Origin of the sequence: Pseudomonas sp. MIS38 (genome assembly GCF_019891575.1) — a bacterium.
GTDB classification, from domain to species: Bacteria; Pseudomonadota; Gammaproteobacteria; order Pseudomonadales; family Pseudomonadaceae; genus Aquipseudomonas; species Aquipseudomonas putida_A.
Map to the genome: position 1 here is coordinate 158,986 of NZ_JAFLXF010000001.1, position 12,047 is coordinate 171,032.

The 12,047-nt window shown below is 60.2% G+C and carries 8 protein-coding genes; 6 read left to right on the forward strand and 2 right to left on the reverse strand.

Going from position 1 to position 12,047, the window contains the following annotated elements; genetic code table 11:
- Nucleotides 1-309: 309 nt before the first annotated feature.
- Nucleotides 310-1,686, reverse strand: a complete 1,377-nt coding sequence (locus J1G18_RS00685; protein WP_223006940.1) for an L-serine ammonia-lyase — start codon at nucleotides 1,684-1,686, stop codon at nucleotides 310-312.
- Between the two features lie 436 nt (nucleotides 1,687-2,122).
- Here J1G18_RS00685 and J1G18_RS00690 point away from each other — a divergent pair, with 436 nt between their 5' ends.
- From J1G18_RS00690 to choV, 3 genes are all read left to right on the forward strand, one after another.
- Complete coding sequence (locus J1G18_RS00690) at nucleotides 2,123-3,070, forward strand: choline ABC transporter substrate-binding protein (protein WP_027610641.1); 948 nt, start codon at nucleotides 2,123-2,125, stop codon at nucleotides 3,068-3,070.
- Nucleotides 3,071-3,136: 66 nt separating this feature from the next.
- Nucleotides 3,137-3,982 (forward strand): choline ABC transporter permease subunit, encoded by an 846-nt coding sequence (gene choW / locus J1G18_RS00695; protein WP_007962645.1) that lies wholly within the window; start codon nucleotides 3,137-3,139, stop codon nucleotides 3,980-3,982.
- The gene (gene choV / locus J1G18_RS00700) at nucleotides 3,979-5,157 is read left to right on the forward strand and encodes a choline ABC transporter ATP-binding protein (protein WP_007962646.1); all 1,179 of its coding nucleotides are present in this window, start codon (nucleotides 3,979-3,981) and stop codon (nucleotides 5,155-5,157) included. Before choW ends, choV begins: the two co-directional genes overlap by 4 nt.
- A 199-nt stretch (nucleotides 5,158-5,356) precedes the next feature.
- On the opposite strand, the gene betT is transcribed toward choV, so the two are convergent.
- The gene (betT, locus tag J1G18_RS00705; protein ID WP_210556465.1) at nucleotides 5,357-7,354 is read right to left on the reverse strand and encodes a choline BCCT transporter BetT; all 1,998 of its coding nucleotides are present in this window, start codon (nucleotides 7,352-7,354) and stop codon (nucleotides 5,357-5,359) included.
- A 428-nt stretch (nucleotides 7,355-7,782) separates the two neighbouring features.
- Here betT and betI point away from each other — a divergent pair, with 428 nt between their 5' ends.
- The 3 genes from betI to betA all read left to right on the forward strand — a co-directional run bounded on the left by betI (nucleotide 7,783) and on the right by betA (nucleotide 11,852).
- Nucleotides 7,783-8,376 (forward strand): transcriptional regulator BetI, encoded by a 594-nt coding sequence (gene betI, locus J1G18_RS00710; RefSeq protein ID WP_223006941.1) that lies wholly within the window; start codon nucleotides 7,783-7,785, stop codon nucleotides 8,374-8,376.
- Between the two features lie 89 nt (nucleotides 8,377-8,465).
- Nucleotides 8,466-9,938 carry a betaine-aldehyde dehydrogenase gene (gene betB / locus J1G18_RS00715; protein ID WP_027610639.1) on the forward strand — a complete coding sequence of 491 codons (1,473 nt, stop codon included), beginning with the start codon at nucleotides 8,466-8,468 and terminating at the stop codon, nucleotides 9,936-9,938.
- Nucleotides 9,939-10,148: 210 nt separating this feature from the next.
- Nucleotides 10,149-11,852, forward strand: coding sequence for a choline dehydrogenase (gene betA / locus J1G18_RS00720; protein ID WP_223006942.1), 1,704 nt, complete (start codon nucleotides 10,149-10,151; stop codon nucleotides 11,850-11,852).
- Nucleotides 11,853-12,047: the final 195 nt, after the last annotated feature.

Genomic DNA, 12,047 nt, shown 5'->3' on the forward strand with positions numbered 1-12,047 from the left:
TCGGTAGCACTTGTGGGAACGGGCTTGCGCGCAGTTGTTTCAGAGTGTCACCGCAAGCACGGGTGACGGACGGCAGGGAGTGCGAATGGCGCACTGCGAGTGGGAAAAGCTCTTATCTGATTGCGACGCGCTAAAAGGTGGCGCCTGCGGTTATGTGTGTTCCGTTAGCGAGCAGTTTTGACTGGTCTGGCCTCTTCGCGAGCAAGCCCGCTCCCACAATGGATCTACAGTGAACACAGAATTTGTGAACACCCGGTTCCAATGTGGGAGCGGGCTTGCTCGCGAAGAATTCCACTCGGTATTGCTGATTCAGCACTCAACCGCACTGACCGCCAACCCACCCCGCGAGGTCTCTTTGTATTTGTCATGCATATCGGCGCCGGTATCACGCATGGTGCGGATCACCCGGTCCAGCGAGATGAAGTGCTGACCATCACCACGCAGGGCCATCTGCGCCGCGTTGATCGCCTTCACAGCGGCAATTGCGTTGCGCTCGATGCACGGCACCTGCACCAGGCCGCCGACCGGATCGCAGGTCAGGCCGAGGTTATGTTCCAGGCCGATTTCCGCCGCGTTGCACAGTTGCTCCGGAGTGGCACCGAGGATCTCCGCCAGCCCCGCCGCCGCCATCGCGCAGGCCGAGCCGACCTCGCCCTGGCAGCCGACTTCGGCACCGGAGATCGAGGCGTTCTTCTTGCACAGAATCCCCACCGCCGCCGCGCCCAGGAAGTAGTCGACCACGTTGGCGTCGGTGACCGCTTCGCTGAACTTCATAAAGTAGTGCAACACCGCCGGGATGATCCCCGCCGCGCCATTGGTCGGCGCCGTGACCATGCGCCCGCCGGCAGCGTTTTCTTCATTGACCGCGAGGGCATACAGGTTGACCCACTCCATGGCACTGAGGGTCGAGCCGATCACGTTGGGCTTGTTCAACTCCTGCAGGCTGCGATGCAACTTGGCCGCGCGCCGGCGCACATTGAGACCGCCGGGAAGGATGCCTTCGTGCTTGAGGCCCTGCTCGACGCAATCCTGCATCGCCCGCCACAGCTTCATCAGCCCGGCACGGATTTCCTCTTCGCTGCGCCAGACCTTTTCGTTGGCCATCATCAGTTCGGCGACGCGCAGGTTGTTCTTTTGGCACAGCTGCAGCAGTTCCACCGCGCTGGAAAAGTCATAAGGCAATTCGGTGCGATCCAGATCGACCACACCGCTGGATGCCTGCGCCTGATCCACCACGAAACCACCACCGACCGAGTAGTAGGTGTCGCGATGAATCTCGCCGTGATCGCCTTCGGCAACCAGAGTCATGGCGTTGGGATGGAACGGCAGGTTCTCGTCGATCAGGCGCATGTCGCGAGCCCATATAAACGGCACCGACAGACGACCATCCAATAACAGCGTGTGAGTTTCGCGCAGCGCCTGAATGCGCGGGCCGATCTGCGACGGGTCGATTGCGTCCGGCCACTCGCCCATCAGGCCCATGATCACCGCGTTGTCGCTGCCGTGACCGATGCCGGTAGCCGACAGCGAGCCGAACAGTTGCACTTCTATACGCCGTACCTGCTCCAGCAGGTGCCGGTCGCGCAGCGCTTCGACAAACAGGGCGGCGGCGCGCATCGGGCCGACGGTGTGGGAACTGGACGGGCCGATGCCGATTTTGAACAGGTCGAAAACGCTGATAGCCATTGCTGCAGAGCTCCTGAGGATGCCGTTCCCGGGCGTTAAGCGCCCGCTGGCGGAGCTGCTACGCTCAAGCTGCGATCCGCCGGAATGCCCGCATCATCAGGCTTTTGTCAGGTCGCTCGGCGTCTGACACCGACGCACTCATGCCCACCAACGCCGTGCCGGTTTCCTCCCGTGTTTTCGCCGTTTTTATGCGGTTCAGATGGCCAAACGGGGCGGAAAAAAGCTGTAAACGACGTCACTGACACTGGATGCGACCATCCCTGTACTGGATACGACCCACCCTGTAGGCGTCAGATTTTCACTGGTACATGATCGTTATGACTCGATTGCAAGGCGCCGTGGTAGAGCTGTCTCCAGAACGCCATCCAACCGCAACCTATAAGTGCGGTGGTCCACAGTCGGAACACTGCCAAAAAAAACACCAAGGAGTCCATCCATGAAAGGTTCCCCGTCGTTGTTGTTGGCCGCCATGCTGAGTCTGCCGTTACTGGCGCAAGCTGCAGAACCGGCGCAGTGCAGTACCGTAAATTTCTCCGATGTCGGCTGGACCGACATCACCGCCACCACCGCCACCACTTCGGTGGTGCTCGACGCCCTCGGCTACAAGACCAAGACCACCATGATCTCCGTGCCCGTGACCTACAAGTCGCTGGCCGACGGCAAGAATATGGACGTGTTCCTCGGTAACTGGATGCCGACCATGGAAAACGACATCAAGGCCTACCGCGATGCCGGCACCGTCGAAGTGGTGCGCACCAATCTCAAAGGTGCCAAGTACACCCTCGCCGTACCGCAAGCCCTGTACGACAAGGGACTGCATGACTTCGCCGACATCGCCAAATTCAAGAAAGAGCTCGATGGCAAGATCTACGGCATCGAGCCTGGCAACGACGGCAACCGCCTGATCCAGAGCATGATCGACAAGGACGCTTTCGGTTTGAAAACCGCCGGCTTCAAGGTCGTCGAATCGTCCGAAGCGGGCATGCTCTCGCAGGTCGACCGCGCGCAGAAACGCGACACCGCCGTGGTCTTCCTCGGCTGGGCGCCGCACCCGATGAACAAGCGCTTCAAGATTCAATACCTGACCGGCGGCGATGACTTCTTCGGCCCCGATTTCGGTGCTGCCACCGTGGCGACCAACACCCGCAAGGGCTACACCACCGAATGCAGCAACGTCGGTCAGTTGCTGAAGAACCTGGAGTTCACCGTCGACATGGAAAGTACCCTGATGGGCAACATCCTCGACGACAAGATGAAGCCTGAAGCGGCCGCCAAGGCCTGGCTGAAAAAGAACCCTCAGGTGCTCGATACCTGGCTCGCTGGCGTGACCACCATTGACGGTAAACCAGGCCTGGAGGCCGTGAAAGCCAAGCTCGCACAGTAATTGCCTTACGCCGGGCGAGTTCGCTCGCCCGGGCTGTTTATTCCTTGCATGCGGACGTTCACTACCATGCTGATTGATCAGAAAATCCCTTTAGGCCAGTACATCGCGGGCTTCGTTGAATGGTTGACGCAACACGGCGCCAGCACCTTCGACGCAATCGCCGTGACACTGGAAACGATGATCCACGGCGTGACGTTTGCGCTGACCTGGTTCAATCCCTTTGTCTTGATCGGCCTCATCGCCCTGCTCGCGCATTTCATCCAGCGCAAATGGGGGCTGACTGTTTTTGTGATTGCCTCGTTCCTGCTGATCCTCAACCTGGGGTACTGGCAGGAAACCATGGAAACCCTCGCCCAGGTCATGTTCGCGACCCTGGTCTGCGTGGTCATCGGCGTGCCGTTGGGCATCGTCGCCGCCCACAAGCCGATGTTCTACACTTTAATGCGTCCGGTACTCGATCTGATGCAGACCGTACCGACCTTCGTTTACCTCATTCCTACCCTGACCCTCTTCGGGTTGGGTGTGGTGCCGGGCCTGATCTCCACGGTGGTGTTCGCCATCGCTGCGCCGATCCGCCTGACCTACCTGGGCATCCGCGATGTCCCGCAAGAACTGATGGACGCCGGCAAGGCCTTCGGCTGCTCGCGTCGCCAATTGCTCTCACGGATCGAACTGCCTCACGCCATGCCGAGCATCGCTGCCGGCATCACCCAGTGCATCATGCTGTCGCTGTCGATGGTGGTGATCGCGGCACTGGTAGGCGCCGACGGACTCGGCAAACCGGTGGTCAACGCACTGAACACTGCTGATATCGCCCTGGGCTTCGAAGCGGGCCTGGCGATCGTACTGCTGGCGATCATGCTCGACCGTATCTGCAAACAACCCGACGCCAAAGTAGGGGGTGACGCATGAGCATAATTCGCTTCGATAACGTTGACGTGATCTTCACCAAGGATCCGCGCGAAGCACTGAAACTTCTCGATCAAGGTTTGACCCGCAGCGAGATCCTGAAAAAGACCGGGCAGATCGTCGGCGTGGAAAAGGCCAGTCTGGACATCAACAAGGGCGAGATCTGCGTACTGATGGGCCTGTCCGGCTCCGGCAAGTCAAGCCTGCTGCGCTGCATCAACGGCCTCAACACCGTGAGTCGCGGCAAGCTGTTCGTCGAGCACGAAGGCAAGCAGATCGACATCGCTTCCTGCACCCCGGCCGAACTGAAAATGATGCGCACCAAACGCATCGCCATGGTGTTCCAGAAGTTCGCCCTGATGCCGTGGCTGACGGTGCGCGAGAACATCAGCTTCGGTCTGGAAATGCAGGGCCGACCGGAAAAGGAACGGCGCAAGCTGGTCGACGACAAGCTCGAACTGGTGGGCCTGACCCAATGGCGCAACAAGAAGCCCGATGAACTCTCCGGCGGCATGCAGCAGCGTGTCGGCCTGGCCCGGGCGCTGGCGATGGACGCCGACATTCTGCTGATGGACGAACCGTTCTCGGCACTCGACCCGCTGATCCGTCAGGGCCTGCAGGATGAACTGCTGGAATTGCAACGCAAGCTGAGCAAGACCATCGTTTTTGTGAGTCACGATCTCGACGAGGCACTCAAACTGGGTAGCCGCATCGCGATCATGAAGGACGGCCGGATCATCCAGTACAGCGTGCCGGAAGAGATCGTACTGAACCCGGCGGACGACTATGTGCGCACCTTCGTGGCCCACACCAATCCGCTCAACGTCCTGTGTGGCCGCAGCCTGATGCGCACGCTGGACAACTGCAAACGCATCAACGGTTCGGTATGCCTCGACCCGGGTGGCGATTCGTGGCTGGACCTGGCCGAAGGCAACACGATCAAGGGTGCGCGGCAGAACGGTTCGGTACTGAACCTGCAGAACTGGGCACCGGGGCAAGCAGTGGAAGCGCTGGAGCGCAAGCCGACACTGGTGGACTCGAACATCGGCATGCGCGATGCGCTGCAGATTCGCTACCAGACCGGCAACAAACTGGTGCTGCACGACAACAACCATGTGGTGGGGATTCTGGGCGACAGCGAGCTGTATCACGCGTTGCTGGGCAAGAACCTGGGGTAAGAACCACAGACACAAAAACGCCGCGAGAGGATCGCGGCGTTTTTGTTTATCGGAATACAGGGCGTTCAGCGTTGGAGCTGATGGCCCCTTCGCGAGCAAGCCCGCTCCCACAGTTAAAATGCATTCCAATGTGGGAGCGGGCTTGCTCGCGAAGAATGCGGCACGGTGCTTCAGACAGAAACACCGCACCACCTACAACTTAGCTATACACCCGGCCAAGGAGCTGCCGATGGCTTTCAAACTGATCGAGCACATCGCGTGTGATCTGATCCTGCGTGAAGCCCATCAGGTCGTAGTCCTGGCTGCCGTTGTGCAAATACACCTCGGCGCGGTAGTAACGCTGGCGAGCTTCATCGGACTGGGCCGATTCGGTCGGGGTCGCCAGATAGCCGTCCAGGCTCACTTCGTAGACGAAAGGGTTACCCTCTTCCATCTCGACGCGCACGCCCATGCAGCGCTTGGATTTGCCCAGCAGCGTCTGCACTTCCAGACCCTGCGCACGCATTTGTGCGGCAGCGTCTTCCAGCGCCGGGCTGACCTGCTTGTCCATGAAACGCTGCACCACCGATTGGCTCGGTTGCAGATCCAGCTGCGTCAGACGCTCGCTGAAACCACGACGACCGCGCTCAGCCAGTTGCGCCTGCTCCTGTTCGATCTGCACGTCCTGACGCATCGCCTTGTGCAAGCCGAACATGAAGAACACCAGCACCACCGAGAACGGCAGACCGGCCAGCACCACCATGGTTTGCATGGCTTCGAAGTTACCGGCGAACAGCAGACCGATGGTCACCAGCGTGATCACCACCGACCAGAAGATCCGCAGCCAGTGCGGCGCATCTTCATCAACGTTGCCGCCCTTGCAGGACAGATTCGCCATCATCACCGCGCCGGAGTCGGCCGGGGTCAGGAACAGCACGAAACCGACGAAGATCGACACACCGATGACGACTTTCGACGCCGGGTAGTGTTCCAGCAACTGGTAGATCGCCATCGACGGTTGTTCCAGCGCCGTCTTGCCAAGCTCCACCGCCCCCTGGTTCATCACCAGATCCAGTGCCGAGTTACCGAAGATCGACAGCCACGCCAGGGTGAAACCCAACGGGATCAGCAGTACACCAGCGACCAGTTCACGCACGGTACGACCACGGGAAATACGCGCGATGAACATGCCGACGAATGGTGCCCAGGAAATCCACCACGCCCAGTAGAACAGGGTCCACAGGCCCAGCCAGCGGTCGGACTTGGCGCTGTCACCTTCATAGACGTACAGGTCGAAGGTCTTCAGCACCACGCCGTTGAGGTAGTCGCCGATGTTCTGCACGAAGCCGTTGAGCAGGTGCAGGGTCGGGCCGAACAGCAGGACAAAAATCAGCAGACCGCTGAACAGCACGATGTTCAGGTTGGACAGACGACGAATGCCGTTTTCCACGCCGGACACGGCAGCGATGGTCGCCACGGTGCTCATCACGATGATCACGATCAGCAGATTGGTGTTGCTGTGTTCCATGCCGAACAGGTTTTCCAGACCCGAGGACACCTGCAACGAGCCGATCCCCAGGTTGGTCACCAGACCCAGCAGGGTCACGAACATGCCGAAGCCGTCCACTGCATGACCGGCGGCGCCCTTGACCCAACGCTCGCCGACCAGCGGATACAGCGCCGAACGCAAGGCCAGCGGCTGGTTATGACGGTAGGCAAAGTACGCCACGGCCAGACCGACCAGTGCATAGATCGCCCAGCCGTGCAGGCCCCAGTGCAGGAAGGTCAGCTGTACAGCTTGACGCGCGGCCAGGTTGGTGGCCGCTGCGCCTTCCGGCGGATTGAAGTAGTGGTCCAGCGGCTCGGACGCGCCGAAGTACAGCAGCGAAATACCGATACCCGACGAGAACAGCATCCCCGCCCAGGCGCCGTAGCTGAAATCCGGGGTGTCGTCCTTGCTGCCCAGTTTGAGTTTGCCGTAGGAGGAAAACGCCAGGCCCACCACAAACACCAGGTAGGCGGCGATCACCACCATGTAGTACCAGCCGAAGCTGCGCGACAACCAGGCCTGAGCGATACCCAACAATCTGCCGGCCTCTTGCGGGGCGATGATCAGAATGGCGGTCAACAACAGAATCAACGCGGTAGAGGTGTAAAACACCCAACCGTTGACCGTCACCTTCTCGGGCGGGGTCTTTATAAGAGAGGCAGAACTCATGGCACAAATGCTCCAGGCAGTGCGAGAGAAGAACACAAGGCAACACGGAACCCGACCAATCGGTTAGTTGGCAGCCGACCGGCGGGTGATATAAAGACACCCCGAAAAAAGCCCGAACCTGCCGAAATGGCGTTGCGAATCGCTTTCGTGGCCAAAGCTGTGCGGACGTTCATCCGAAACCTGGCCCCGAGCGTCTTGCCCATTCAACACGTCCATCGAACAGCGAACCGCGCCATGCCCCACGCAGGTTTCAAGCATTTTCGGATGTCGTTTTATCGCCATTTACAAGCAGAAAAAATCTGTAGGCAGCGACGATTTGTCGCAGATCTTATTCTTTGTTGATTGAACGTTCAATCAAAACAAAATAGACTGGCCCTCAATCCGATAGGCGTTTATCGCCCGTCGGAAGGCCTAAGGAGATGTGCAAGATGCCCAAGGTCGGTATGCAACCCATCCGCCGCCAACAACTGATCGAAGCCACGTTGCAGGCGGTCGATCAGGTCGGTATGGGGGACGCCAGCATTGCGCTGATCGCCCGTTTGGCCGGTGTCTCGAATGGCATCATCAGTCACTACTTTCAGGACAAGAACGGCCTGATTGCCGCCACGATGCGGTATCTGATGAGCGTCCTCAGCGAGAACGTCACCGCGCGCCGGCAGGCGCTGGCAGACAGCAGCCCACGGGCGCATCTGCAGGTGATCATCGAAGGCAACTTCGACGCCAGCCAGGTCAATGGCCCGGCAATGAAAACCTGGCTGGCCTTCTGGGCCACCAGCATGCACCAGCCGTCTTTGCACAGGTTGCAGCGGATCAACGATCACCGTCTGTATTCCAACCTGTGCTGCGAGTTCCGCCGTGTGTTGCCGCTCGAAGATGCGCGCAGCGCCGCGCGTGGACTGGCAGCGTTGATCGACGGCTTGTGGTTGCGCGGCGCGCTGTCGGGAGACGCTTTCGACACCGCGCAGGCGCAACAGATCGCTTACGAATACATGGATTTCCAATTGGCCAAGCAGGTGAGTTAGAGCACACAGAAAACGCTCGGCCCCTGAACCGCCACCGCAGCACCACCGCGATGGTCAACGCCAACCACTAATGCACTTGCGAGGACACTATGGCCCGTTTCGAACTGCAAAAACTCTACATCGATGGCGCGTACTCCGACGCTGGCAGCGATGCCACTTTCGAAGCCATCAACCCGGCGAACGGTGAAGTCCTCGCCCAAGTGCAACGTGCGACCAAGGAAGACGTCGAGCGTGCTGTGGTCAGCGCTGAAAAGGGCCAGAAAATCTGGGCCGCGATGACCGCCATGGAGCGTTCGCGCATCCTGCGTCGCGCCGTCGACATCCTGCGCGAGCGCAACGATGAGCTGGCTGCTCTGGAAACCCTGGACACCGGTAAAGCCTTCTCCGAAACCAAATACGTCGACATCGTCACCGGCGCCGACGTGCTGGAATACTACGCAGGCCTGGTGCCGGCGATCGAAGGCGAGCAGATTCCGCTGCGCGACACTTCCTTCGTCTACACCCGTCGCGAGCCACTGGGCGTGGTCGCCGGTATCGGCGCGTGGAACTACCCGATCCAGATCGCGCTGTGGAAATCCGCACCGGCCCTGGCCGCCGGTAACGCAATGATCTTCAAGCCAAGCGAAGTCACCTCGCTGACCACCCTGAAACTGGCCGAGATCTACACCGAAGCCGGCCTGCCAAACGGCGTGTTCAACGTACTGACCGGCAGCGGCCGAGAAGTCGGCACCTGGCTGACCGAGCACCCGCGCATCGAGAAAGTCTCCTTCACCGGCGGCACCGACACCGGCAAGAAAGTCATGGCCAGCGCTTCGGCTTCGTCGCTGAAAGACGTGACCATGGAACTGGGCGGCAAGTCGCCGCTGATCATCTGCGACGACGCCGACCTCGATCGCGCCGCCGACACCGCGATGATGGCCAACTTCTACAGCTCCGGTCAGGTTTGCACCAACGGCACTCGCGTGTTCGTACCGAGCCACCTGAAAGCCGCTTTCGAAGCCAAGATCGTCGAGCGCGTAGCGCGCATCCGCATCGGCAACCCGGAAGACGAAAACACCAACTTCGGCCCGCTGGTCAGCTTCGCCCACATGGAAAGCGTGCTCGGTTACATCGCCAAGGGTAAAGAAGAAGGTGCCCGCGTGCTGTGCGGCGGCGAGCGCCTGACCGACGGTGAATTCGCCAAAGGCGCCTTCGTCGCGCCGACCGTGTTCACCGACTGCACCGACGAAATGACCATCGTTCGTGAAGAAATCTTTGGCCCGGTGATGGCGATCCTCTCCTACGAGACCGAAGAAGAAGTGATCCGCCGCGCCAACGACACCGACTTCGGCCTGGCCGCCGGTATCGTCACCAAAGACCTGAACCGCGCGCACCGCGTGATTCATCAACTGGAAGCCGGTATCTGCTGGATCAACGCCTGGGGCGAGTCCGACGCGAAGATGCCGGTTGGCGGTTACAAGCAGTCGGGCGTGGGCCGTGAAAACGGCATCAGCTCGCTGACCAACTACACACGCATCAAATCGGTACAGGTCGAGCTGGGCGATTACGTCTCGGTGTTCTGATTGTGGCGAGGGGATTTATCCCCGATGGGCTGCGAAGCAGCCCCCCTCCAGACACTGCTGTTCTCCAGATAGATCTCAATCGCTGATTTCAGGACTGCTGCGCAGCCGGTCGGGGATAAATCCCCTCACCACAGGGGATTTTCTCCTCAGCACAGGTTTTGCAGTGTTCCGGCGATCTTGACCTGACCACATCTAAAGAGGGTGCATTCAATGTCCCAAGAATTCGATTACATCATCATCGGTGCCGGCTCGGCCGGTAACACCCTGGCGACCCGTCTGACTGAAGACGAAGGCGTCACCGTGCTGCTGCTCGAAGCAGGCGGCCCGGACTACCGCTTCGACTTCCGCACGCAAATGCCGGCCGCGCTGGCATTCCCGCTGCAGGGTCGTCGCTACAACTGGGCGTACGAAACCGATCCGGAGCCACACATGGACGGCCGCCGGATGGAGTGCGGTCGCGGCAAAGGCCTTGGCGGCTCCTCGCTGATCAACGGCATGTGCTACATCCGTGGCAACGCGATGGACTACGACGGCTGGGCGAAGCTGCCAGGTCTGGAAGACTGGTCGTACCTCGACTGCCTGCCGTACTTCCGTAAAGCGGAAACCCGCGATATCGGCCCGAACGACTACCACGGTGGCGACGGCCCGGTCAGCGTGACCACGCCGAAGGCGGGCAACAACCCGCTGTTCCACGCCATGGTTGAAGCCGGCGTGCAGGCCGGTTACCCGCGCACCGAAGACTTGAACGGCTACCAGCAGGAAGGCTTCGGCCCGATGGATCGCACCGTGACGCCGAACGGCCGTCGTGCTTCCACCGCCCGTGGCTACCTCGACGTCGCGAAAAAGCGCTCGACCCTGACCATCGTCACCCACGCCCTGACCGACAAGATTCTGTTCGAAGGCAAGCGTGCGGTCGGCGTGCGTTACCTGGTCGGTTCGGCAGAAGAGCGCGTTGAAGCCAAAGCGCGCAAAGAAGTTCTGCTGTGCTCCGGCGCCATCGCTTCGCCGCAGATTCTGCAGCGCTCCGGCGTCGGCCCGGCAAAACTGCTGGAAAGCCTCGACATTCCGGTGGTGCATGACCTGCCGGGCGTCGGTGAAAACCTGCAGGATCACCTTGAGCTGTACCTGCAATATGCCTGCACCCAACCGGTCTCGCTGTACCCGTCGCTGCTCTGGTACAACCAGCCAGCCATCGGTGCCGAGTGGCTGTTCAACGGCACCGGCATCGGCGCCAGCAACCAGTTCGAAGCCGGCGGTTTCATCCGTTCGCGTCCAGAATTCGAGTGGCCGAACATCCAGTACCACTTCCTGCCGGTAGCGATTAACTACAACGGCAGCAACGGTGTGAAAGAGCACGGCTTCCAGGCGCACATGGGTTCCATGCGTTCGCCGAGCCGTGGTCGCATCCAGTTGAAGTCCAAGGATCCGCGTCAGCACCCGAGCATCCTGTTCAACTACATGGCCACCGAGCAGGACTGGCAGGAGTTCCGTGACGGCATCCGCCTGACCCGCGAAATCATGCAACAGCCTGCGCTGGACGCTTTCCGTGGCCGCGAAATCAGCCCGGGCATCGACGTGCAAACCGATGAGCAGCTGGACAAGTTCATCCGCGAGCACGCCGAAACCGCGTTCCACCCGTCCTGCTCGTGCAAGATGGGCACCGACGAGATGGCCGTAGTGGATGGCGAAGGTCGCGTGCACGGTATGCAGAGCCTGCGTGTGGTCGACGCTTCGATCATGCCGATCATCACCACCGGTAACCTGAACGCGCCGACGATCATGATCGCCGAGAAAATCGCCGACAAGATCCGTGGCCGCAAGCCTCTGCCGCGTAGCACCGCTGCCTACTACGTCGCTGGCAATGCGCCGGTGAAAAGCAAGCCGATGCGTGATATCACGCCTGTTGCTCAGTAATTCCATTACACCGCGTCACGGCTAATCGCGAGCAGGCTCACTCCTACAAGGATCTCCAGTGAACACGCATTATGTGAACACTGGAGATTAACTGTAGGAGTGAGCCTGCTCGCGATGAGGCCCTGCAAATCAGCCTCCATCTCCCTGCTGCACAGTAAATCCTCCTACACCCCCTCTTCACTTGATCCTACCCCC